General features: G+C 69.3%; 23 protein-coding genes and 3 tRNA genes. 12 read left to right on the top strand and 14 right to left on the bottom strand.

Annotated elements, in window-relative coordinates; all coding sequences use genetic code 11:
• Positions 1 to 71 precede the first annotated feature (71 nt).
• Positions 72 to 1,394 (top strand): D-arabinono-1,4-lactone oxidase, encoded by a 1,323-nt coding sequence (locus NLX83_RS09740; RefSeq protein ID WP_254234499.1) that lies wholly within the window; start codon positions 72 to 74, stop codon positions 1,392 to 1,394.
• A gap of 22 nt (positions 1,395 to 1,416) precedes the next feature.
• Here NLX83_RS09740 and NLX83_RS09735 read toward each other — a convergent pair whose 3' ends face one another.
• From NLX83_RS09735 to NLX83_RS09725, 3 genes are all read right to left on the bottom strand, one after another.
• A complete protein-coding gene (locus tag NLX83_RS09735; RefSeq protein ID WP_254234498.1) occupies positions 1,417 to 2,040 on the bottom strand; it encodes a hypothetical protein in 624 nt (207 codons plus the stop codon).
• Between the two features lie 398 nt (positions 2,041 to 2,438).
• Positions 2,439 to 3,914 (bottom strand): family 43 glycosylhydrolase, encoded by a 1,476-nt coding sequence (locus NLX83_RS09730; RefSeq protein WP_254234497.1) that lies wholly within the window; start codon positions 3,912 to 3,914, stop codon positions 2,439 to 2,441.
• Between the two features lie 296 nt (positions 3,915 to 4,210).
• Positions 4,211 to 4,293 (bottom strand) — tRNA-Leu (locus NLX83_RS09725).
• Positions 4,294 to 4,495: 202 nt separating this feature from the next.
• On the opposite strand from NLX83_RS09725, the gene NLX83_RS09720 reads away from it, so the two are divergent.
• The 8 genes from NLX83_RS09720 (at position 4,496) to NLX83_RS09685 (ending at position 14,577) form a co-directional block, all read left to right on the top strand.
• Positions 4,496 to 5,764: a DUF3662 and FHA domain-containing protein gene (locus NLX83_RS09720; protein ID WP_254234496.1), complete on the top strand. Its 1,269-nt coding sequence runs from the start codon at positions 4,496 to 4,498 to the stop codon at positions 5,762 to 5,764.
• 50 nt (positions 5,765 to 5,814) lie between these two features.
• A complete protein-coding gene (locus NLX83_RS09715; protein ID WP_030427910.1) occupies positions 5,815 to 6,276 on the top strand; it encodes an FHA domain-containing protein FhaB/FipA in 462 nt (153 codons plus the stop codon).
• Positions 6,273 to 7,688, top strand: coding sequence for a PP2C family protein-serine/threonine phosphatase (locus tag NLX83_RS09710; protein WP_254234495.1), 1,416 nt, complete (start codon positions 6,273 to 6,275; stop codon positions 7,686 to 7,688). Before NLX83_RS09715 ends, NLX83_RS09710 begins: the two co-directional genes overlap by 4 nt.
• Positions 7,688 to 9,154 (top strand): FtsW/RodA/SpoVE family cell cycle protein, encoded by a 1,467-nt coding sequence (locus NLX83_RS09705; protein ID WP_254234494.1) that lies wholly within the window; start codon positions 7,688 to 7,690, stop codon positions 9,152 to 9,154. Before NLX83_RS09710 ends, NLX83_RS09705 begins: the two co-directional genes overlap by 1 nt.
• Positions 9,151 to 10,623: a peptidoglycan D,D-transpeptidase FtsI family protein gene (locus NLX83_RS09700; protein ID WP_254234493.1), complete on the top strand. Its 1,473-nt coding sequence runs from the start codon at positions 9,151 to 9,153 to the stop codon at positions 10,621 to 10,623. Before NLX83_RS09705 ends, NLX83_RS09700 begins: the two co-directional genes overlap by 4 nt.
• Before the next feature lie 3 nt (positions 10,624 to 10,626).
• Positions 10,627 to 12,099 carry a serine/threonine-protein kinase gene (locus NLX83_RS09695; protein ID WP_254234492.1) on the top strand — a complete coding sequence of 491 codons (1,473 nt, stop codon included), beginning with the start codon at positions 10,627 to 10,629 and terminating at the stop codon, positions 12,097 to 12,099.
• A 71-nt stretch (positions 12,100 to 12,170) separates the two neighbouring features.
• Positions 12,171 to 14,093 (top strand): Stk1 family PASTA domain-containing Ser/Thr kinase, encoded by a 1,923-nt coding sequence (gene pknB, locus NLX83_RS09690; protein WP_254234491.1) that lies wholly within the window; start codon positions 12,171 to 12,173, stop codon positions 14,091 to 14,093.
• 79 nt (positions 14,094 to 14,172) lie between these two features.
• Entirely contained in the window at positions 14,173 to 14,577 is a 405-nt protein-coding gene (locus NLX83_RS09685; RefSeq protein WP_254234490.1) for a nuclear transport factor 2 family protein, read from the top strand.
• A 27-nt stretch (positions 14,578 to 14,604) separates the two neighbouring features.
• On the opposite strand, the gene NLX83_RS09680 is transcribed toward NLX83_RS09685, so the two are convergent.
• The 4 genes from NLX83_RS09680 to NLX83_RS09665 are packed head-to-tail and all read right to left on the bottom strand — an operon-like array spanning position 14,605 to position 17,380.
• Positions 14,605 to 15,249, bottom strand: a complete 645-nt coding sequence (locus NLX83_RS09680) for an aminodeoxychorismate/anthranilate synthase component II (RefSeq protein WP_254234489.1) — start codon at positions 15,247 to 15,249, stop codon at positions 14,605 to 14,607.
• Positions 15,250 to 15,261: 12 nt separating this feature from the next.
• Entirely contained in the window at positions 15,262 to 15,417 is a 156-nt protein-coding gene (locus NLX83_RS09675; protein WP_254234488.1) for a hypothetical protein, read from the bottom strand.
• Positions 15,417 to 16,649, bottom strand: a complete 1,233-nt coding sequence (locus NLX83_RS09670; protein ID WP_308209288.1) for a class E sortase — start codon at positions 16,647 to 16,649, stop codon at positions 15,417 to 15,419. Before NLX83_RS09670 ends, NLX83_RS09675 begins: the two co-directional genes overlap by 1 nt.
• Positions 16,646 to 17,380: a DUF881 domain-containing protein gene (locus NLX83_RS09665; RefSeq protein ID WP_254234487.1), complete on the bottom strand. Its 735-nt coding sequence runs from the start codon at positions 17,378 to 17,380 to the stop codon at positions 16,646 to 16,648. The genes NLX83_RS09670 and NLX83_RS09665 overlap by 4 nt, the downstream gene beginning before the upstream one ends.
• Positions 17,381 to 17,531: 151 nt before the next feature.
• Here NLX83_RS09665 and crgA point away from each other — a divergent pair, with 151 nt between their 5' ends.
• Both crgA and NLX83_RS09655 read left to right on the top strand, forming a co-directional pair.
• Positions 17,532 to 17,798 carry a cell division protein CrgA gene (gene crgA, locus NLX83_RS09660; protein WP_254234486.1) on the top strand — a complete coding sequence of 89 codons (267 nt, stop codon included), beginning with the start codon at positions 17,532 to 17,534 and terminating at the stop codon, positions 17,796 to 17,798.
• Between the two features lie 230 nt (positions 17,799 to 18,028).
• Complete coding sequence (locus NLX83_RS09655) at positions 18,029 to 18,463, top strand: PH domain-containing protein (RefSeq protein WP_254234485.1); 435 nt, start codon at positions 18,029 to 18,031, stop codon at positions 18,461 to 18,463.
• Here the strand turns inward: NLX83_RS09655 and NLX83_RS09650 are convergent.
• Positions 18,449 to 19,339 carry a rhomboid family intramembrane serine protease gene (locus tag NLX83_RS09650; RefSeq protein ID WP_254234484.1) on the bottom strand — a complete coding sequence of 297 codons (891 nt, stop codon included), beginning with the start codon at positions 19,337 to 19,339 and terminating at the stop codon, positions 18,449 to 18,451. The two genes, NLX83_RS09655 and NLX83_RS09650, sit on opposite strands and share 15 nt — an antisense overlap.
• A gap of 10 nt (positions 19,340 to 19,349) precedes the next feature.
• On the bottom strand, positions 19,350 to 19,904 hold the full coding sequence (locus tag NLX83_RS09645) for a peptidylprolyl isomerase (RefSeq protein ID WP_254234483.1): 555 nt from the start codon (positions 19,902 to 19,904) through the stop codon (positions 19,350 to 19,352).
• 87 nt (positions 19,905 to 19,991) lie between these two features.
• Between NLX83_RS09645 and NLX83_RS09640 the strand changes: the two genes are divergently transcribed.
• Complete coding sequence (locus NLX83_RS09640) at positions 19,992 to 20,573, top strand: hypothetical protein (protein WP_254234482.1); 582 nt, start codon at positions 19,992 to 19,994, stop codon at positions 20,571 to 20,573.
• A gap of 82 nt (positions 20,574 to 20,655) precedes the next feature.
• On the opposite strand, the gene NLX83_RS40885 is transcribed toward NLX83_RS09640, so the two are convergent.
• The 5 genes from NLX83_RS40885 to NLX83_RS09615 form a co-directional block, all read right to left on the bottom strand.
• Positions 20,656 to 21,198: a DUF2020 domain-containing protein gene (locus NLX83_RS40885; protein ID WP_256563034.1), complete on the bottom strand. Its 543-nt coding sequence runs from the start codon at positions 21,196 to 21,198 to the stop codon at positions 20,656 to 20,658.
• Positions 21,199 to 21,371: 173 nt separating this feature from the next.
• Positions 21,372 to 21,444: transfer RNA gene (locus NLX83_RS09630), tRNA-Ala, on the bottom strand.
• Positions 21,445 to 21,522: 78 nt separating this feature from the next.
• Positions 21,523 to 21,645, bottom strand: coding sequence for a DLW-39 family protein (locus tag NLX83_RS09625; RefSeq protein ID WP_210407818.1), 123 nt, complete (start codon positions 21,643 to 21,645; stop codon positions 21,523 to 21,525).
• A 60-nt stretch (positions 21,646 to 21,705) separates the two neighbouring features.
• Positions 21,706 to 21,780: transfer RNA gene (locus NLX83_RS09620), tRNA-Ile, on the bottom strand.
• A 71-nt stretch (positions 21,781 to 21,851) separates the two neighbouring features.
• Positions 21,852 to 22,754, bottom strand: coding sequence for a DUF3566 domain-containing protein (locus tag NLX83_RS09615; RefSeq protein WP_441296809.1), 903 nt, complete (start codon positions 22,752 to 22,754; stop codon positions 21,852 to 21,854).
• Between the last annotated feature and the right edge of the window lie 28 nt (positions 22,755 to 22,782).

Genomic DNA, 22,782 nt, shown 5'->3' with positions numbered 1-22,782 from the left:
AGGACCTTGATAAGCGAAAGTCATTCACGTAATTTCGGCCTCACCCGAGATCTGCGCGACGGAGGGTAGTGATGCAGGCACGCTCCGCCTCTACTACGTGGACGAACTGGGCGGGCACCGCCACGGCTCGGCCCCGGCACACCGCCCACCCCCGCGACGCCGAGGAGATCGCCGACGCCATCCGGACCGCGGAGCGCGAAGGTCTGCCCGTGCGGGCGATCGGCAGCGGGCACTCCTTCAGCGCCATCGCGGCCACCGACGGCATGGCCATCGACCTGACCGGGTGCTCGGGCGTGATCTCCGCGGACCCGGCGACCGGCCTGGTGACCGTGCACGCCGGGACGACGCTGAACCGGCTCAACGCGGAGCTCGACCGGCTCGGGCTCGCCATGACCAACCTCGGCGACATCGACAAGCAGACCGTCGCGGGCGCGATCTCCACGGGCACCCACGGCACCGGGGCGCGCTTCGGCGGACTGGCCACCCAGGTCGAGGCGCTGGAACTGGTGCTGGCGGACGGCTCGCTGCTGCGCTGCTCGACCGAGGAGAACCCGGAGGAGTTCGCGGCGGCACGGCTCGGGCTCGGCGCGCTCGGCGTGCTGAGTTCGGTGACCCTGCGCTGCGAACCGGCCTACGCGTTGGAGGCCAACGAGTACCCGGCTCCGCTGGAGGAGGTGCTGGAGCGCTTCGACGAGTTCGCCGAGGGCAACGACCACTTCGAGTTCTACTGGTTCCCCTACGGCAGCAAGGCGCTCGTCAAACGGAACAACCGGCTGCCCGCGGGGAGCGAGTGCTCGCCGCTGAGCCCGGCGCGGAAGTTCTGGGAGTACCAGGTGATGGAGAACCTGGCCTTCGGCACGGTCTGCAGGCTGGGCCGGGCGGTGCCGAGCCTGGTGCGCCCGTTGAACTGGCTGTCCTCGGAGCTGCTGTCCCCGCGGTCCTACAGCGACCGGTCGCACCGGGTCTTCGTCACCGACCGCCAGGTGCGCTTCGTGGAGTCCGAGTACGCGATCCCGCGCGACGCCGTCTGCGACGTGCTGCGGGAACTGCGTGCGGCGCTACCAGACCTGGAGCACCCGGTGATGTTCCCGGTCGAGGTCCGGGTGGCCGCCGCCGACGACGTGTGGCTGTCCACCGCGTACGGCAGGGACAGCGCCTACATCGCGGCCCACCAGTTCGTCGGCATGCCGCACCGGCATTGGTTCGACGTGTTCGAGTCCGTTGTCGGGGCGGTCGGGGGCCGCCCGCACTGGGGCAAAATGCACCGGTGCAACTTTGAAATACTTACCGGTCGGTATCCGAAGCTCGCGGAGTTCCGCTGCGTGCGGGCGAAGCTCGACCCCACGGGCCGATTCCGCAACGCGTACCTCGATCGGGTTCTCGGGGAAATCTGAGCGGGACGTGGGGAGAAAGAATTCAGGCGGGCACGGTGGCGAGCAGCTGCTCGTAGACCATTTCGTGCATCCAGCGGATCATGGATTCCTGCAGGTCCATTGTGGGCTGCTCGGCGCGGGCGGGCATGGCCAGCTCGACCCCGTCGCGCTCCTCGGCGGTGGCGACGGCGACGCCGTACTGCCGGGCCCGCATCAGGCAGTTGAGCAGGAAGTCGTCCGCACCCGCGACGGTGGAGGGGACCACGACCGCGGCGTTGGTGAACCTGGCGAACGGCACCACGGAGGTCAACGCGCTGCGCCAGTGCCTGGAGACCGCGAGCACGCCGACGATGCGGACGGCGGTGGGCGGCACCCGACCGGCCATCTCCGGCCAGACCCAGGTGGAGACGGTGGTGCGGTCGGTGACCGGCGGCGCGCCGAGGCACACGCGCTCGGCGTGCTCCGCGGTCAGCAGCTCGGCGACGACGATGACCTTGCGACCGAGCAGCGTCATCGGCGGCAGCATGGTGCCGCGCCAGCCGAGCAGCTCGGCGGCCTGCGCCGCGAGGTGCTCGGACGGAGCTGGTAATTCGACCGGGGGGACCGCCCGGGTGGGCAGGACGTGAAAACCTCCATCGACCGCCGTCTGCCCAGTAGTGCGGCTCACGCGCTTCGCCTCCCCTCGGCTTTCCACCGCTGGATTCCGCATTCTCACCCTGCGCCGGAATCAGCGGCGGCATTTGTTTGCAGTAACTGGAGTACCAGGACCGCGGGTGTGACGTATCTACGAAACCGGGGGTGCTGCGACCGGCGGCCCGACGCGAGCGGTGACCGGTCGGTGAACGGCATTTCGACTTCGGCCCGGCTGTGCGGCCGTTCGTGTGAGCAGCGGGAGCGCTCGTCCGCCCGCCGCCGAAAAGTCAGGTCAGGGCAACCACTGCGCATTCATGCGGTGATTGGTCCACGCGGAGCAAGGCGTGCTCCAGTGCCGCCGGAGGTCGGTACCACCGTTGATGGCCGTTCAACCGCTCACCGGCCGTGACGAACCGGTCGTCGTGGCCCGGGTCACCTGGGCAGCGGAATCCCCTGGTGGATGTCGGTAGGAGCGCCCAGCACGGGCAGCCCCGCCGCGTCGAAGGACATCGGCTGGATGCGAACGCTGCGGCCCGGCCAGCCCGTCCCCGGGTCCATGTTCGCGTGGTAGACGAGCCACGGGCTGCCGTTGATCGTCACGAACCCGTTGTGCCCCGGCGAGGTCGCGGTGTGCCGCCCGGCGAAGACGGGGCCGCTGGACTTGGTCCAGGCGGCGGGGTTCATCGGGTCCCCGTCGAGGGTGAGCCTGCCGAGGCAGTAGTCGTTGGTGAAGCTGCCGTTGGCCGAGTAGACCACCGACAGCCTGCCGTTCGGCGCGACGATCGGCTGCGGCCCCTCGTTGATCAGGATGTTGAGCCCGTTGGGCACCGTCTCCCACGGCTGCGTCGGCGAGGAGATCCGCACCCGGTCACCGATCGGCGTCATCGGGTCGGCCATCCGCGCGATGTAGAGGTGCTGGACCCGGTTCGCGCTCTGGCTCTCCCAGCCGGACCAGAGGTAGTAGTTCTGCCCCTGGTGGGTCAGGTAGACGCCGTCGATGGCCCAGGTGTCGCCGGGCAGCCGCTGTTCGCCGAGGAACTCGTAGCGGCTGGTGATCGCCGGCCCGGTCGAGCGCAGCGCGTACATCCGGTGCGTGTGCCCGCCCGTCCCGTTCTGCCCGGTGAAGAAGATCCACCAGCGGTCACCGATCCGCTGCACCTCCGGCGCCCAGATCTCCGTGCACGCGACCGCGTTGCACTCGGGGTTGGTCCACACCACGTGCGGCTGCGCCGTCCGCAGGCCCTCCACAGTGGACGCACTGCGGATGACGATGTCGTAGTTGTTGTAGGTATCGCCCTGCACCAGGTGGTACTGGCCGTTGTCGATCACCATGCTCGGGTCGGCGCCCGCGTTGAGGATCGGGTTGTAGAACCGCCCGGTGATCCACGGCGCCGCGGTGTGGAAGGTCGCGTCCTGCCGGAAGAGCTCACCGCCGTCGTAGTCGTTGAGCTTCAGCAGCCCGAAGGCGTGCCGCAGGTAGGCGTTGGGGAACTGGAGGGCGCGCAACGAGAACCCGCTGGAGCTGGCCAGGCCCGGGACCTTGCAGAAGGTGGCGTCCTGCCGGAAGCCGAAGTCCTCGGAGTACCGCTCCAGCACCACCTCGCCGTTGCGGTGCCGCAGGTAGTGGTTCTTGTAGTTGCGGGCCTCCAGCGACAGGCAGCTGCCCGCCAGGCCGGGCCGCAGCTCCCAGGTCGAGTCCTCCTTGAGGAGGTCGTCGCTGGTCGGGAAGACATCGGCGATGCGGCCGAGCCAGTGCGAATGCCTGAAGTGGGCATTCGGAAAGTTGTGCGACCGGATCGACACGACCTCACCGGCGGCCGCCTGGGCGGGCGGAGCGGCGGGAGCGCCCGCGACGCTGAGCGCCAGGGCGGAAACCAGGACGGCGAGACGAGATCCCCAACCACGCATCGTTCCCCCAGGTGCGCGCAGTGACCCAACCCCTCCAGGGTAGTGACCTGCCTCACCCGCCGACCACATTGAAAAGTCACGATTGCCCCGCGTGTCTCCCGCCGCCAGCCGAACTCTCGAACGGCATCCCCGAATCCCCAGGTGGCCCAAAGCAACCCAACGCGACCACGACAGATGGGGGTCCGGGGGCGCAGCCCTCCGGCCGGGGTCTGGGGGTTGGACCCCCAGGAGGAAAAACGACGAAGGCGACGCCGCCTGCGTTCTCCGCAGGCACACGTCGCCTTCGTCTTCTCGGGTGGGCAAGGGGGGAGTTGAACCCCCACGTCCTTTCGGACACACGGACCTGAACCGTGCGCGTCTGCCATTCCGCCACTTGCCCCGGAAGTGCTGTTCATTTGTGGTGTTCTGTGGTGCGGCGGAAGCCTAGCACGGGGCCCCGGTCGGGTTGCAAAACGCCCCCTGTGCCCTCGCGGGGACCCGGATACGATCGAAGGGAAGAAGCGCTCGGCCGAGGAACGGAGGACCATGGTCAGACGTCCTAGGACCGATGCTTCGAGGAACACATCACGTGGAGGGTTGCCGTGGGCCTGCAGCGCTTCGAGCGCCGCTTGGAAGGTGTGATCGGCAATACGTTCGCGCGTGTGTTCGGAGGCAAAGTCGTACCGCAGGAGGTGGCGCAGGCCCTAGAGCGACAGGCCGACGACAACATCAAGGAACTCGCCGGAGGGCGTCTCCTCGCTCCCAACCACTACGTCGTCAGACTGGGCCCAGCCGACTTCGACCGCCTTGCCGCTGATGAACAGCGAGTGAGCCAACTGCTCGCGGACTGCATCAACGAGCATCTGGCCGAGCACGGGTGGGATACATACGGTGACGTCGTAGTCTCCATGGAGCGTTCTGAGACGCTGCACACCGGACAGTTCCGTACCAGCTCGTCAGTCGACCCAGACGCAGCGCCGACCCGACGGCCGGCACCACCTCGTACCGCAGGAGACCGACCCATGAGCCAGCCACCCGGCCAGTACCCCGAGGGCGACCGGTACGCCCAGCAGCCCCCGCCGCAGCAGGGTCAGTACGGCTACGACCAGGGCTACGGCCAGCAGCAGCAGGGCCAGTACGGACAGGACCCCAACTACGGTCAGCAGCAGCCCCAGCAGGGCGGCTACGACCCGAACTACGGCGGCCAGTACGGCTACGACCAGCAGCAGGGCTATGGCCAGCAGCCGCAGCCCGGCTACGACCAGCAGCCCCAGCAGGGCGGCTACGACCAGGGCTATGGCCAGCAGCCCCAGCAGGGCTATGACCAGGGCTACGGTCAGCAGCCCCAGCAAGGCGGGTATGACCAGGGCTATGGCCAGCAGCCCCAGCAGGGCGGCTACGGTCAGCCGGGCTACGACCAGGGTTACGGCCAGCAGCAGGGCGGCTATGACCAGGGCTACGGTCAGCAGCCCCAGCAGGGCGGCTACGACCAGGGTTACGGCCAGCAGCAGGGCGGGTACGACCAGGGCTACGGCGGCCAGCAGGGTTATGCCCCGCCCGCCGTCGGTGGCGCCCCGCGCCAGCTGACCGCGACGCTGCAGCTGGACGACGGGTCGAACCGCAACTACACGCTGAAGCAGGGCTCCAACGTGATCGGTCGCGGCCAGGACGCGGATTTCCGCCTTCCGGACACCGGCGTGTCGCGCCGTCATTTGGAAATCACCTGGGACGGTCAGAACGCCATGCTGGCGGACCTCGGTTCCACCAACGGCTCCACGGTGAACTCCAACCCGGCCCAGGCGTGGCAGCTGGCCGACGGCGACGTGATCCGCATCGGCCACTCCTCCCTGGTGTTCCGCGCCCAGGGCTGATCCCCACTCAACGACGACGCGGTCGCACGAGGCAGGAGCGAACACAACAGGTGCCAGATCTGGTGATGCAGCTGACCAGAGCAGGGTTCCTTGCCCTGCTCTGGTTGTTCGTGTTGGCTGCGCTGCGTGTCGTCCGCTCCGACCTGTACGCCGCATCCGGCATCCGGGTCTCCATGCCAGGGTTCCGCCGCTCCTCCGGGAAGCAGCAGGCCCGTGGCAAACAACCACGTCAGCTCGTCGTCACGCACGGAGCGCTGGCGGGGACCAGGATCTCCCTCGACGGGCGGCCGATCTTGATCGGCCGCGCGGACGACTCCACCGTCGTGCTCGACGACGACTACGCCTCGACGCGGCACGCCCGGTTGTCCCTCCGGGGAACGGACTGGTACGTCGAGGATCTAGGCTCCACCAACGGCACATATCTAGACCGGGCGAAGGTCACGGCACCCGTCCGGGTCCCGCTCGGCGTACCGATCCGTATCGGTAAGACGGTGATCGAGCTGCGTTCATGACCCTCGTCCTTCGTTATGCGGCCCGGAGCGACCGGGGCTTGGTGCGTTCCAACAACCAAGACTCCGTGTACGCGGGCCCCCGTGTGCTCGCACTCGCCGACGGCATGGGTGGCCATGCCGCCGGTGAAGTCGCGAGCAAGGTCGTCATCGCCGCGATGGCCCCCCTCGACGACGACGAGCCGGGCGACGACCTGATCAGCCAACTCCGGGATGCGGTGATCGCGGGAAACGCGGCCATCTCGGAACTCGTGCAGACCGACCCCGAACTGGAGGGCATGGGCACAACGCTCACCGCCGTCCTGTTCGCCGGGAACAAACTCGGCCTGGTGCACGTCGGTGACTCGCGCGCGTACCTGTTGCGCGACGGCGTCTTCTCCCAGATCACCCACGACGACACCTTCGTCCAGTCGTTGATCGACGAGGGCCGGATCACCGAGGAGGAGGCGACCACCCATCCGCAGCGCTCACTGCTGCTGCGGGCCCTGACCGGGCACGAGGTGGAGCCGAGCTTCGCGATCCGGGAGGCGCGCGCGGGTGACCGGTTCCTGCTCTGCTCGGACGGCCTGTCCGGGCCGGTGAGCCAGGAGACCCTCGACGACGCGATGCGCATCCCCGATCCGCAGGCGTGCGCCGACCGGCTCATCGAGCTGGCGCTGCGCAGCGGCGGACCGGACAACGTCACGTGCATCGTCGCGGACGTGGTCGACGTCGACTACGGCGAGAACGACCCGATCGTCGGCGGTGCCGCGGGAGACGGCAGCGAGGACCCGCCGCCGCCGGACACCCCGGCCGCGCGGGCCAGCGCCATCAACCCGCAGCGCAACAACGCGCCGCAGCGGGTGGCCATGGAGACTCCCCCGCCGCCGAAGCGCAGGAGCAAGCTGCGCGGTTTCCTGATCACGCTGCTGGTGCTCGCGCTGCTCGCGGGCGGTGGCTTCGTGCTCAGGTGGTGGGTGCTCCAGCAGTACTACGTCGGGGTGAACGAGCAGGAGAAGGTCGCGATCTTCCAGGGCCTCCGCGGCGACGTGCTCGGCTTCAAGCTGCAGCGCGAGGTCGAGGGCTCCTGCGCTCCGGACGCGGCCCAGCCGTGCGAGGAGGTCTCGCTCAAGGACCTCAAGAACCTCGGCAAGGACCTGGTGCGCAACGGCATCACCAACGACAACGTCGACGGCATCGAGGGCGCCAGGATGGCGGTCCGCAGGCTGCGGTTGGACTGGCTGCTGCCCGTGTGCCCGGCAGGCGGCCTCGGCCAGCTGCCGAATCCGACGAACCCGACGAACCCGAGCGGATCGCAGCCCCCGCCGACCACCACGACGACGCCGGTCGACCCGAACAACCCCGACCCGAACAATCCGCAGCCGTCGCTGACGCCCAAGCCGACGCCGGGTGTGGACTGCCGGACGGTGGGCTGATGGGGCGTCCGGCAGCCGGGACCAACCCCAGCCTGGGGCCGGTCAGCACGCCCCAGGCACCGCAGGTGCAGACGCGGCGCGGTACCGAGCTGGCCATGCTCGGCTTCGCCGCCGGGCTGGTGACCCTCGCGCTGGCGATCGCCGACGGCAACCAGGAGCAGGAGCTCACCCGCCAGATCCTGTACTACGGCGTGGCGTTCATGGCCCTGTTCGGCCTGGCCCACCTCGCGGTGCGCAAGTGGGCGCCGTACGCGGACCCGCTGATCCTGCCGTGCGTCGCGCTGGTCAACGGGCTCGGGCTCGTCATGATCAACCGGCTCGACCCGGCGGTGATCCAGCGGGCCAAGGACCTGCAGCGGTTCGTCCCGAGCGAGTCCGCGCCGAAGCAGGTGGTGTGGACCGCGGCGGGCCTCGTGGTCTTCGCCGTGGTGATGTGGCTGGTCAAGGACCACCGGATGCTGGCGAAGTACGGCTACACCGCCGGGCTCGTCGGCCTGATCGCGCTCGCGCTGCCCGGTCTGCTGCCGTCCAGCCTCTCCGAGGTCAACGGCGCGAAGATCTGGCTGCGGCTGCCCGGCCTCGGGTCGATCCAGCCCGGTGAGTTCGCCAAGATCCTGTTGCTGATCTTCTTCGCGGCGTTCCTGGTGTCCAAGCGCGACCTGTTCATGGCCGCCGGGCGCCGCTTCGCCGGGATGGAGCTGCCGAGGGCCCGCGACCTCGCCCCGCTGCTCGTGGCCTGGGCGCTCTCAGTCGGCGTGCTGGTGCTGGAGAAGGACCTGGGCACCTCGCTGCTGTTCTTCGGCATCGTGCTGGTGATGCTCTACATCGCCACCGAGCGGGTCGCCTGGCTGGTCATCGGTCTGACCTTCTTCATCGGCGGCTGCCTGATCGCCTACCAGCTCTTCGGCCACGTGCAGGTCCGCGTGCAGACCTGGCTCGACCCGTTCGCCGACTACTTCGGCAAGGGCAACCAGATCAGCCAGTCCCTGTTCAGCCTCGGCACCGGCGGGCTCGGCGGCACCGGCCTCGGCGCCGGGCGGCCGGAGCTGGTCACCTTCTCGCAGAGCGACTTCATCATCGCCGCGATCGGCGAGGAGTTCGGCTTCATCGGCCTGGCCGCGCTGCTGATCATCTACCTGTTGCTGGTGATGCGCGGCCTGCGCAGCGCGCTCGCGGTACGCGACACCTTCGGCAAGCTCCTCGCGGGCGGCCTGGCATTCGCGGTGTGCTGGCAGGTGTTCATCGTCGTCGGCGGTGTCACCAAGCTGATCCCGCTGACCGGTCTGACCGCCCCGTTCCTCTCCCACGGCGGCTCCTCGCTGATCGCCAACTACGCGGCGATCGCGTTGCTGCTGCGGATCTCCGACGCCGCCCGGCGTCCCGCACCGCAAACCCCGAAGGGGCCCAAGCCCCAGCAGGCACCGATCGCGGAGGCCAGCACCGTGCTCGTGGAGCGTCCGACATGAACACTCCCCTGCGCCGGGTCGCGCTCGCGATGATGGGCATGATCGTCCTGCTGCTGGCCAACACCACCTACGTGCAGGTGATCAAGAGCGACGACTACCGCAACGACCCGCGCAACCAGCGGGTGCTCTACGAGGAGTACTCCAGGGAGCGCGGGAAGATCATCGTCGCCGGTGGCGGGGTGATCGCCACCTCCGAGGAAACCAACAACACCAAGCTGCGCTTCCTCCGCAAGTACCCGAACGGCCCGGCCTACGCGCCGGTCACCGGCTTCTACTCGGTGAGCTACTCGCCCACCCAGCTGGAGAAGGCGGAGAACCCGATCCTCAACGGCACGGACAGCGCGCTGTTCGTGCGCAGGCTCTCCGACCTGATCACCGGCCGAGACCCCAAGGGCGCCAACGTCGAGACGACGGTCAACCCGAAGGTCCAGGAAGCCGCGTACAAGCAGATGACGGACAAGGGCTTCACCGGCTCCGTCGTGGCGCTGCGGCCGGACACCGGCGAGATCCTCGGCATGGTCAGCACGCCGTCCTACGACCCGAACCGGATCGCGACGCACGACTCCAGCGCCCGGCAGAAGGCCTGGGTCGAGCTCAACGACGACAAAGACAAGCCGATGCTGAACCGGACGATCTCGGAGAACTACCCGCCGGGGTCGACGTTCAAGCTGGTGCTCGCCGCCGCGGCGCTGGAGAACGGGATGGGCAAGGACCACCAGCTCACCGCCGCGCCGAACATCCAGCTGCCGGGCACCAGGACGCGGCTGGAGAACTTCGACGGCAACAAGTGCGGGTCCGCCGCCACCGCCTCGCTGGAGGAGGCGCTGGCCCGCTCCTGCAACACCGCCTTCGCCGAGCTGGCGGGTCAGCTGGGCGAGACCAAGCTGCGCAACCAGGCCAAGAAGTTCGGCATCGGCGAGCAGGACCTGAAGATCCCGATGAGCGTGGTGCCGTCCTCGCTCGGGGACATCCCGGACGACGCCGCGCTGTTCCAGACCGGCATCGGCCAGCGCGACGTGAAGCTGACCCCGCTGCAGGACGTCATGATCGCCGCGACCATCGCCAACGGCGGCATGCGGATGGAACCGCAGCTGAAGAAGCGGATCGTCACCCACGACGTGAGCGTGCTCGACGAGATCGAGCCCAAGCAGGCCGAGCGCGCGATGTCGGCGAGCTCCGCCGAGACGCTCAAGCAGATGATGATCAAGTCCGAGGAGCGCACCACCGGCCCCGGCAAGATCTCCGGCGTCACCATCGCCTCCAAGACCGGGACGGCGGAGCACGGGGCCAACCCGAAGCTGACCAAGCCGCATGCCTGGTACGTGGCCTTCGCCCCGGCCGACAAGCCGAAGATCGCGGTCGTGGTGATGGTCGAGGACGGCGGCGACCGCGGCCTGGAGGCGACCGGCGGTTCCGTCGCGGCACCGATCGGCCGCGCGGTCATCCGCGCCGGGCTGGAAGGTGGCTGAGTCGTGCTCACCTCCGGCCAGTTGCTCGCCGACCGCTACCGGCTCGGCAGGCGCATCGCCGTGGGCGGGATGGGCGAGGTCTGGGAGGCGGCGGACACGCGGCTGGACCGCAGGGTCGCGGTGAAGGTGCTCAAGGCGGAGCTCTGCGGGGACGCGGAGTTCCTGCACCGCTTCCGCAGCGAGGCCCGGATGACGGCCTCGCTGAACCACCCCGGCATCGCCTCGGTGCACGACTACGGCGAGACGGCCGCGGTGCCGGACGGCCCCGAGGACACCGCCTACCTGGTGATGGAGCTGGTCGAGGGCGAGCCGTTGGCCACCATCCTGGCCAGGGAGGGCAGGCTGGCCGCCGACCGCGCGCTGGACGTGCTGGAGCAGGCGGGCGAGGCGCTGCAGGCCGCGCACGAGCGCGGGTTCGTGCACCGCGACGTGAAGCCGGGCAACATCCTGGTGACCCCGTCCGGGAAGGTGAAGCTGACCGACTTCGGCATCGCCAAGGCCGCCGACGCCGCGCCGGTGACCCGCTCCGGCATGGTCATGGGCACCGCCCACTACATCGCCCCGGAGCAGGCGCTCGGCAGCGAGGCCGAGCCGGCGAGCGACGTGTACTCGCTGGCCGTGGTCGGCTACGAGTGCCTCGCCGGGCACCGGCCGTTCCTGTCCGACAACGCGGTGACCGTCGCGATGATGCACATCCGGGACGTGCCGCCGCCGCTGCCGCCGGACGTACCGCACCACGCCCGCGCGCTGGTCGAGGCGACCCTGGTGAAGGACCCGTGGCAGCGCTACCGCAGCGGCGGGGAGTTCGCGAGCGCGGTCGCCGCGATCCGGGCCGGGCTGCCGCTGCCGCCGCCGTCCGGACTGAGCATGTCCAGCGCGGCGGTGACCCCGGTGACGGGCGTTCCGCTGATGGCGGCACCGGTGATCCCGCCGCAGCTCCCCCAGCCGTCGCCGCAGCACGGGCTCCAGCAGCCGCCGCACCACGGCGGCACCCCGATGGGCGGCCAGGCGATGATCTCGCTCGGCCCGGCGCCCGGCGGCTACCCGCCGCACGGTATGCCCTTGCCGCCTGGCGGGAAACCCCGTCGGATCGGGCTCTGGGTGGTGATCATCCTGCTCGTGGTCGTGCTGATCGGGTTGAGCGTGTGGTTGCTGCGCGAACCGTCCTACCCGCGCATGACGCTGGACAGCGCTGCCCAGGGCGGTCATCCGTCACCCACCGCCCACCCCACGCGCGACAACGGATCGCGACCGGGCACTCTGGTACCGATCGACGACAACGAGTTCGTGAACCGGCCGGCAAGTGAGGCAGTTGCCAAGCTGACCCGGTTGGGCATTGACTCTGTCACCCGAAACGAGTCCGGTAACCAGCCAACCGATCTGAGCCGGTGCACCGTCACTGAGATGGTGCCATCCGGACAGGTGCGGGTCGGTGACCGAATCACACTCCGTTGTGAATCTGAACCGGGTGGCTAACGCGTGTCGGGTCGAGGACAGACAGTAAGCATGATGAGAAGTTTCTTGACGAGGAGTGGGACGACGCACCGATGAGCACTCCGCGACTGCTCTCCAACCGCTACGAGCTGGGTGAGACGCTCGGCTACGGCGGCATGTCGGAAGTCCACAAGGGCAAGGACGTCCGCCTCGGCCGCGACGTCGCGATCAAGGTGCTGCGCGCCGACCTCGCCCGCGATCCGCAGTTCCAGATCCGCTTCCGGCGTGAGGCCCAGAACGCCGCGTCCTTGAACCACCCGGCGATCGTGGCCGTGTACGACACCGGCGAGACACAGACCGAGCACGGGCCGCTGCCGTACATCGTCATGGAGTTCGTCGACGGCAAGACGCTCCGCGACATCGTGAAGACCGAGGGGCCGCTGCACGGCAGGCGGGCCATGGAGGTCATGGCCGACGTCTGCGCGGCCCTGGACTTCAGCCACCGGCACGGCATCGTGCACCGCGACGTCAAGCCCGCCAACGTGATGATCACCCGTGGCGGCGCGGTCAAGGTGATGGACTTCGGCATCGCTCGGGCCGTCGCGGACGGCCAGGCGGCGGTGACCCAGACCGCGGCGGTGATAGGTACGGCGCAGTACCTCTCGCCGGAGCAGGCCCGTGGTGAGGCCGTGGACGCCCGCAGCGATGTCTACGCAGCGGGGTGCGTGCTCTTCGAGTTGCTCACCGGGGAGCCGCCGTTCACCGGTGACTCGCCCGTCGCCGTGGCCTACCAGCACGTGCGCGAGGAGCCCAAGCCGCCGTCCTCGCTGAACCCGCAGGTGCCGCAGGTGCTCGACGCCATCGTGCTGAAGGCGATGAGCAAGAACCCGGCCAACCGCTACCAGTCCTCCGGCGAGATGCGCGGCGACCTGGTGCGCGTGCTCTCCGGCCAGCGGCCGATGGCGCCCATGGTGATGAGCGAGGACGAGCGCACCGCCATGATGGGCAGGGGCTCGTCGGCCACCGAGGTGCTCAGCAGCGGACGGCACCGGCCCAGCTCCCTCGCGGACGACGATGACGACGACCGCGACGCCAAGCGGAAGCGGGCGACCAGGATCGCGCTGCTCGTCGGTCTGTTCGTCGCGGTGCTCGCGCTCACCGTGTGGATCTCCAGCCTGATGTTCGGCCCGCAGAGCGCCGACGAGGTCACCATTCCCAGTGACCTCAAGGCCATGGCGCAGGGGCCCGCCGAGACGAAGCTGCGGGATCTCGGGCTGAAACCGATCATCGAGCAGACCTCGTCCTCGGCGAACGAGCTCGGCAAGGTCGTCGACAGCTCGCCCACTCCTGGCTCGAAGGTCAAGAAGGGCTCCGAGGTCCGCCTGAAGATCGGCAGCGGGCCGGACCGGATCACCGTTCCCTCGCTGCTCGGCAAGTCCAGCGCGGATGCGGAGAAGCTCCTCAAGGAGGCCGGGCTCGTCCTCAACCCGACCCAGGACTCCCAGGCGACCGAGGACAGCTCCCAGATCGACAAGGTGGTCAAGCAGACGCCGGAGCCGGGCACGTTCGCGGCCAAGGGCGACTCGGTGAAGATCACCCTCGGCAAGGTCCAGGAGAAGTCGTCGGTCGTCGACGTGCGCGGACAGGACATCGCGACCGCGCGCAAGACCCTCGAAGACCTGAAGTTCGTCGTCGACGTGAAGAACGAGAGCTCGGCCGAGGACAAGGACAAGGTCATCGACCAGTCCCCGCGCAGCGGCAAGCTCGCGCAGGGCACGAAGATCACGCTCACCGTGTCCAAGGGCGACCAGTTCAAGATGCCGAACCTGGAGGGCAAGAAGCCCAGCGACGCGGAGAGCCTGCTGCGCACGACCTACGGCTGGACCGGGACGTTCAAGCAGACCCCGGTCTCCCCGGACAACCCCTGGGACCTCGGCAAGATCCAGGACCAGACTCCGGCGAGCGGTCAGTCGGTCAGCAAGACCGCCACGATCGACGTCCAGGTCGGCACGATAGGCACGTCCAGCTCACGCTGACCCCCGACAGGAGAGGGCCCGGTCCACATCGTGGATCGGGCCCTCTTTTCGTGCCGGATTGCTCGTAGTCTCTGGGGCCATGACCGACCATGCCGTGCTGCGCGCCAGGGCGACCGTGGAGCGCTACCTGGAACTGCTCGCCGCCGCGGACGTCGACGGGGTGATCGCCCTGTTCACCGGCAACGGCACCGTGGTCTCCCCGCTGTACGGCACGCTGCCCGCCACGCGGTTCTACCCGAAGCTGGTCGCCGACACCCAGCGCTCGGAGATCGTGCAGGAGGACCTGTTCGTCTCCGTGCACGACCCGCGCCGCGTCGCCGTGCAGTTCCGCTACGGCTGGACGATGAGCGACGGCACGAAGACGAGCTTCGACTGCATCGACACGATCGAGCTCGACGACGTCGGCCGGATCGTGCAGCTGCGGATCATCTACGACACGCACCCGCTGCGGTCGGCGTGGGCGGCGATCCGCAGCACGACGTGAACCGCGCTGGGTTCACGTGAAACATGATCAGACCGGCGCCGCCGACGCGGCGAGCGCGCGCATGCCCGCCTCCAGCTCACGAACCCTGGTCTCCTCGACGGGGTGACCGCCGACGGCCATCCAGTTCGCCAGCATCCGGTGGCCGCCCTCGGTGAGCACCGACTCCGGGTGGAACTGCACGCCGTGCAGCGGCAGCTCGCGGTGGCGCATGGACATCACGATGCCGGACTCCGTGCGGCCGGTGACCTCGAACTCGTCCGGGATGGTGTCCTCGCGCACAGTCAGCGAGTGGTACCGGGTCGCGGTGAACGGGCTGGGCAGCCCTTCGAGCACGCCCACGTTGCCGTGCAGCACCTGGCTGGTCTTGCCGTGCAGCAGTTCCGGGGCGCGCTCCACCGTGGCGCCCCACGCCGCGCCGAGCGCCTGGTGGCCGAGGCAGACGCCGAGCATCGGCAGCCGCTCGTCGGCGCAGCGCCGGATCACGTCCATGCTGGAGCCCGCCCGCTCCGGGGTGCCCGGGCCGGGGCTGACCAGGACCCCGTCGAAGTCGGTGATCCGGTCCAGCTCGACCGCGTCATTGCGTTGCACGACGCAGTCGGCGCCGAGCTGGGCCAGGTACTGCACCAGGTTGTAGACGAAGCTGTCGTAGTTGTCGACGACGAGAACGCGCACAGGGAACCACCCTCATCCAGTGGTGACTTGGTTGAACGGAAGCCTCGGTTCGATCCACGGGAACACCACGAACAGCAGCAGCGCGACCACTCCGGAGATCAGCAACAGCGCCTCGAAGACCCGCACCGGGAGCGGTCCGGGCAGGTGGCGCCAGATCCAGCCGTACATCAGCTCTCCTGCAACTCGGCCGGCAGCTCACCGGGCTTGGCGGAGTCCTTCTTGTACTGGTGGGTCAGCACGCCGTGCACGATCAGCCGCTGCCGCGCGGAGAACCGCGGGTGGCAGGTGGTGAGGGTGATCAGCGAGGCCTGCTGGCCCGCGGGAACCTGGGCGTCCGGGCGGTTCGGCACGGCCGCGATGACGGCGCTCTGGCTGGGCAGCACGATCTCCTGGCCCACCGTCTTGCCGTAGCCGCCACCGTCGGCGGCGTTGGTGCGCAACGTCCCGACCCGCTGGCACTTCGGGTCGGCCGCCTTGGTCTTGTCCCAGTCCTTGACCTGGCTGGACTTCGGCAGCATCCGGTAGACGAACCAGCTGTCCGAGGTCTCCACCACGATGGCGTCGCACGGGTCGAGCAGGTCGAGGTCGTTGAACGGGGCGCCCTTGCCGACCCGGTGCCCGGCGACCGCGAAGTTGCCCGGCTGCCCGGGGAAGGCCGTGTTCTTGTAGTGGCCGGGACCGACCTCGAGGATCTTGTCGGTGGTGCCCTCGAGCACGGTGTAAACGTAGTCCGAGCCGAACTTGGGAATCCGGATCTTGGCGAAGCCCTCGCCGTCGCCGACCTGGAACTGGGTCTTCCGCTGCGGGTCCTCCTGCCCCTTCCACCGGTCGTCCAGCGCGACGGTGGCATCGGACTGCTTGCCCGCGGAGAGCCAGTCGGTCACGTAGACCTCGTAGAAGACGAACAGCAGCACCACCAGGCCCGCGGTGATCAACAGTTCGCCGATGGACCGGACGACGACGCGGCCGGTCTCCTTCGGCGGGTCCTCGGACGCCTTGGCCGGGGGCTCGTCGGCCTCCGCGGCCGCGATGACGTCCTCCGGGGGCTGTTCGACCTCAGCGGTCTCCTCGTCGACCACGCGCGGGATGTGCTGCGTCGGCAGGTCGTCCGGACGCGGGCGCGCGGGACGTGGCGGGGGTGGCGGCGGTGTCGCGCGCACGCGCGGAATCGGCTGGGTCGGCGGATCGTCCGGCTGCGGGGCGCGCACCGGCTGGGGCGGGCGCGGCGGGTTCTGCCGCGGTGGCGGGCCCGGCGGCCTGCCAACCGGCGGTGGGCCCTGCGGCCGCGCGGGCGGCGGACCCTGGGGAATGGGCGTGCCCGGCGGCGGGGTCGGGGGCTGGCCCGGGTCGCGCTGGTAGCGCGGGACCGGTCGCTGCCCCGGGGGCGGGTTCGAACTCACCGCGGCACCTCCTGCGCCTTGTCCAGTCGCAACGGCCCGCTGTATCCGGGCATCCTGATCGCCTCACTCGCCGATACGCGGTAGCCAAGGCCGTAGACCTGGGCGTACTGCCGGAAGAGTCGCACCCCCGGTTCGGCGTCCAGTGCCGCGCTCATCCGTTCCGTGTCCCCGATCGCTTGTATGACGTAAGGCGGAGAGTACGTGCGTCCGTGCAGGAGCAGTGTGTTGCCGATGCACCTCACAGCGGACGTGCTGACCAATCGCTGGTCGGCGACGGAGATCGCCTCGGCTCCGCCCGCCCACAGCGCGTTGAGCACGCTCTGCACGTCCACCTGGTGCACGACGAGCGAGTCCGGGTCGACGTCCTTCGGGTAGCGCCCGTCCGGTCCGCGCGGGGCATCGGTCAGCCGCACCGCGACACCGGGGCCGGTCACCGGGGTGAGGCCGACCCGGGCGCCGAGCCGGTCCGCTCGCCTGCGGGCCTCGGAGACGCGTTGGTCCGAGCCCTCCTGGGCGATGCCGAGGCGATCCAGTTCCGCCCTCAGCCCGGCCAGCCGTTGCTGCGCCTCGCCCACCTGGGACTCGGCCTCCCGGACCACACCGGAAAGTTCCGTCGTTCGGCCGCCGCGCAGGTCGTAGCCATCGGCCGAGTTCCGGCTGACCGCGAACAACAGGCCGGTGACCAGGCACACCGCGGGCACGGCGAACCGCCAGCCGTCGAGCCTGCGCACCCGGCCCTCCCGTTCCTTCGGCTGCGGTGACCACAGAGGTAGTTCGCGAACCCAGGCGGTTACGTTAACGTGTTCACCGGGTCGGGGCCGGATTTTGCGGACCCCGGAAACGCCCGGTAACCGGCCGGTCCAGGAGCACGCGAGGACGAGCATGCCTAAGTCCAAGGTCCGCAAGAAGGACGTCTACACCGCACCACCGGACCGGCGCACGCCGGTCAAGGTGCGGGGCGCAGGCCCGTCACACCCGATCTACATCGTGGTGATGCTGGGCATGATGCTGCTCGGCCTTGCCTGGCTGGTGGTGAACTACCTCGCCGGGCAGGAGATCCCGGTGATGCAGGACCTCGGCCCGTGGAACTTCGCCATCGGGTTCGCCCTGATGATCACCGGCCTGCTGATGACGATGCGCTGGCGCTGACCACCCGGCCCGCAGGCCGAGAAGTGGCTGTCGAACGGCCCGGACGCCCTGGTGTCCGGGCCGTTCGCGTGCCCGCCGCAGAACGACACAGCTGTAAGTTCATCCCCACTGGGGACAACTGCTGTGGATAACTCGCCGGGCTGTCCACTGGATAGCCGGTCTCGGTCGGCCCCGAGGCACTAGATGATGTGGTTGCCAGGGCCGCAACACGAACTCTGGGAGACGGTCGGATGAACGACGGAAGCCCCGCCGGAGCCCGGTGCTGGTCCCCACCGGCCGCCGTGGTCGGCGGCGGGTGGCTACTCGCCGCAGGCGCGCTGACCTGGGTTTTCCTCGCGCGCGATACCCCGACGCAGGTCTTCGCGACGGTCGCGGCGGTCCTGCTCGGCTTCGCCGCCCTGTACGGCACGGTGGCCCGGCCGAGGCTGACCGCGGACGCCGGGGGCATCACCGTGCGCGGCCTGACCGGCACCCGTTCCTGGAGCTGGGCCGAGCTCACCCCGCGGCTGCACAGCGCGCGGAGGTTCGGCCGGACCAACGCGGTCCTGGAGATCGACGTCCTGGCGCGGGACGGCGCCGAGACCCTGCTGGTGTTCACCAGGCTGGACCTCGGCGCCGATCCGGTCGACGTCGCGGCGGTTCTGACCGGGCTAGCCGCCCAGTAGCAGCGCCTGCAGTTCGTTGTAGCGGTAGAACGTGAGCCCGGCGAGGACCACGGCGCTCGCCACGAACGCCCCGGCCTGCCACGAGCCCCGCTGCTTCGCGGGCGCGTAGAGCATCGCCGCCATCAGCGCGGCCCCGACCACGAAGCCGCCCGCGTGGGCCAGGAAGGAAATGTTCGGCACGCTGAAGGTGATCACCACGTTCAGCGCGATGACGCCGAGCACCGGCCCGATGTTGAGCTTGAGCTTGAGCACGGCCACCAGCAGCCCGCCGAGCAGGCCGTAGATCGCCCCGGACGCACCGACCGCGGCGGTCATCGGGTCGTCGAAGAGCATGATCGCCACCGAACCGCCCAGCAGCGACAGCACGTAGCTCGCGATGAAGCGGCCCCGGCCGAGCAGCAGTTCGAGGTCCCGGCCGAGGAACCACAGCGCGAGCATGTTCACGCCGAGGTGGGCGATGCCGTCGTGCAGGAACCCGTTCGTGACCAGCCGCCACCACTCACCGGTGGCGACCAGGATCGGCCGCATGAACCAGTCGGTGAACAGGTCGGAGCCGTCGTAGTTGGTCATGACGCTGCGCGACTGCACCGCGGTGATCACGAAGACCAGCACGTTCAGCGCGATCAGCACGGGGGCCACGATCGGCTTGCTGACCAGTTCGGCTCCGGCGACCGTCACCGCACGGCGCACGCCCCGGTTGCCTTCGCGGACGCAGTCCACGCACTGGTAGCCGACCGCGGCCTCGCGCAGGCACTCCGGGCAGGCGGGTCGCTCGCACCGGGTGCAGCGGAGACCGGTCGGCCGGTCGGGGTGTCGCGCGCAGCCGGGCAGCACCGGCTGGCCGGCGTCCGGTGGTGGGGACGGCGGGAGCGTCATGCCGGTCCGCTCAGCCCTCGGTGATCTCGACGGTGACGCTGTCGAGGGTCACGTCGGTCAGCGGCTTGTCACCCTGGTCGGTCGGCACCTTGGCGATCGCGTCGACCACGGCGCGCGAGTCGCCGTCGGCCACCTCGCCGAAGATGGTGTGCTTGAAGTTCAACCAGGTGGTCGGGCCGACGGTGATGAAGAACTGCGAGCCGTTGGTGTTCGGCCCGGCGTTCGCCATCGCCAGCAGGTAGGGCTTGCTGAACGCCAGCTCCGGGTGGAACTCGTCGGCGAAGCGGTAGCCGGGTCCGCCGCGGCCGGTGCCGGTCGGGTCGCCCGCCTGCAGCATGAAACCGTCGATCACGCGGTGGAAGATCGAGCCGTCGTAGAACGGTCCGGTCCGCTCACCCTTGGCGTTGTTCTCCTTGTAGTCCTTCGTGCCCTGCGCGAGCCCGACGAAGTTGCTGACCGTCTTCGGCGCGTGGTTCGAGAAGAGGTTCAGCCGGATCTCGCCGTGCGAGGTGTGCAGGGTGACCTTCACGGTCTTCCCCACGAGGGATTCGTTGCTCTCAGCCACCACGCCATCGTGCCATCCACGGCGGGTTCGCGTGAGAAGGGGCAGGATTGGGTATGGCTGTCCACAGGCGTGTCTTGGAGGAGTGCCATGGACGAGGTGAAGACCATGTCCCAGGCCGGCGAGAAGGTCGGCAGGGCGATGGGGACCGGCCTGAAGGCGGCGCGCGTGCGCACGGAGAAGGCCGCTGAGCAGGGAATAAAGGCATCGAAACGTGCGTTGGCGAAGGCGGAGAAGAAGTTGGCTAAGCGCGGACTGACCCCCGAGAAGATCCAGGCCGGCGTTACGGACACCGCGGAGGAGCTGGGCAAGCGCGGCCGCAAGGCCCGCAAGCTGCTCGCCAAACGGGGTAAGGCGGCGCGCAAGGAGTTCAAGCAGGCCCGCAGGGAGCTGCACAAGAACACCAAGGCGGCCTACAAGGACCTCGCGGCCACGTTCGCGAAGGAACAGCCGAAGAAGCGCCGCCGGTGGCCGGTGGTGCTGATCCTGCTCGGCGGGATCGGCGCGGCGGTGGCGACGGTGTTGTCGAAGCGCCCGGAGCAGGTCTCCCTCCAGGAGGTCGACGAGCAGCCCCAGACGCCGCAGCAGCGCACGTCCAGCGACAACGGCAAGCACACGGCTCAGCCGACCCGCAGCAAGACCTCCGCGAACAACACCAGCAACAAGAGCTGACCGATCGCCAGCCCACCACACACCGATACACCAGCAGCCCAGGAGTCACCGCGTCACGCGCCCGGCGACTCCTGGGCTGCTGCTATTTCACCGCTTCGATGGCCTTCTCAACGGCCCGCTTGGGCGCGATGGTCCGCTTCTGGTTGGACACCGCCGCAACGGCAGTCCCCCCCTTGGCGACCGCGAACACCGCCCCCTTCTCCGTGGGCTGGGCCCCGCCCTTCCACCCGCCGTCCAGCGTCACCGGCGAGGAGGTCGCCACCGGCGCCACCGAGTCCACCAGTGCCTTCGCCTCGGCCTCGGTCCCCGTGAAGATCCGCACCCGCAACTGCTCTTCCCCGTTGGGCCTGAAGAAGAAGCAGGCCGGTCGCTCCCCTTCGCCCCCGAGCTTGACCTTCCCCACCTGCTGCCCGTTGAACTGAGCCACATCCGCACTCCCCAGGTACGGACATTTCCCTTCCCCACCCACCCCCGGCCACCCCGGCGCCCCCACCCCAACCGAAGAAGGAGAAGCAGCAGAAGAAGCCGCTGCCGCAGAGGTGCTCGGGTCACCAGCAGGCCCCTGTTCACCCCCACATCCAGCAACAACCGTCACCAAGAGGGCCACACCCAAGATCCGCCTCATGCCCCGCAGTCAACCAGACCAGAAATCCAGCAAAGCGAAGGCGAAGCCAAGCGAAACCAGGCTGGTTCAGAAGAGCCCGCACCGTGGGGGGCGTGGGGGGCTCGGCCCCCCAACATGATGACGAGCGCCCCGGCGAACGTGCGCAGCACGTGAGCAGGGTTGCCCAAAGCGAGTGGAGACAAGGGGAATCGAACCCCTAACCCCCGCCTTGCAAAGGCGGTGCTCTGCCAATTGAGCTATGTCCCCGAGCGGACATGTGCCCCGGTGGCCAGAAGGCCACCGGGGCTACAGGTCCTCAGCGAGCGGCTGGCGCTCGCTTCGAGATCAGTTCTCGGTCGGCGCGGTGGCCTCGCGCCACAGGTCCGCCTCGGCCTTCGCCGAGCGGTTGCGCTTCACGAAGAACAGCACGGCGCCTGCCACGGCAGCAAGTGCGAGCAGCTTCTTCACGTTCGTTCGCCTCCTTAGCGGCGCAATGATCCCGGGTGCCCCCAAGACAGGAACTTGCAGTGGGCCTAGGAGGACTTGAACCTCCGACCTCTTCATTATCAGTGAAGCGCTCTAACCGAGCTGAGCTATAGGCCCTTGCGATGAAACAGACACTACCCGATGTGCTGGCCCCGGCCCAAACCGGGGCCAGCCTCGGAGCGAAGTCCCTAGTCACGCTCGGAAAGCGTGACCTCGACGCCGCCGGCGAGCTCGGCGGAGACGTTGTAGACGAACGCGCTGACCGTGGCCATCGCGGTGAACAGGATGATGTTGATGGCGCCCACGATCGCCGAGACGCCGAACACGCGGCCGACGCTGATCAACGGTTCCGCGTTGGCCCCGTCGGCGGTCTGCACCAGGTCCTTGTAGGTGCCGTTGAGCTTGTCCCACACGCTCATGCCGTGCAGCACGCCGTAGAGCACGCCCACGGCGACCATCCAGACGAAGAACAGCGCGACGGACAGCACCAGGGCCAGCTTCAGCACCGACCACGGGTCGATCCGCTTGACCTGGAGGCTCGCCCGTCGCGGGCCACGGCCGGTGCGGCGCGCACTGGGCGCGGCCGCCGTGGCAGCGGAGGCCGCCGCGGACGCGGCCGGGCGACCACCCGCTGTGGGGAAGGTCACCGTGGTGCGGCCGCCGATCGAGTCGTCGCTCAGTCCGGCGAACATCGGCTGCTCGGTGTGCTGGGTGGGCTCGTCCTGGAGCTCCTGCGCGCCGCCGAACTCCCTCGGCTGCTCCGGCGGCCGCCCGAGACCCGGGGGCTGCTGGGTCGGCGGGGTCGGCTGCGCCGGAGTCGGTGGCGGCGGGGCCGTGCCCTGTCCGGACACGGTGACCCGCTGCCACGGCGGCGGGGCCGATCCGAGCGCGATGTGCTCGGTCTTGGCGTCGATCTGGGGACCACCACCGTCGCCCTTGGCGGGCTTGGCCACCTTCTGGGTGGCCTCGACGGCCCCGCTGTCCTCAGCCCGTGCGGTCTCCTGCGGAGCCTGCTGCTCGCCGTCGCCCGCTTCGGCCTGCTCGCCGCGCTCCGCGGGTTCGGCGCCCCCGTCCGCTCCAGGCTTGGTGATCAGCGAGGTCCGGTCCTCGGACTTCGCT

This window comes from Allokutzneria sp. A3M-2-11 16, assembly GCF_024213555.1.
In the GTDB taxonomy this organism is placed as follows: Bacteria; Actinomycetota; Actinomycetes; order Mycobacteriales; family Pseudonocardiaceae; genus Allokutzneria.
Note: the sequence above shows the minus strand (reverse complement) of the source record. Positions and strands in the feature narration are given on the sequence as shown.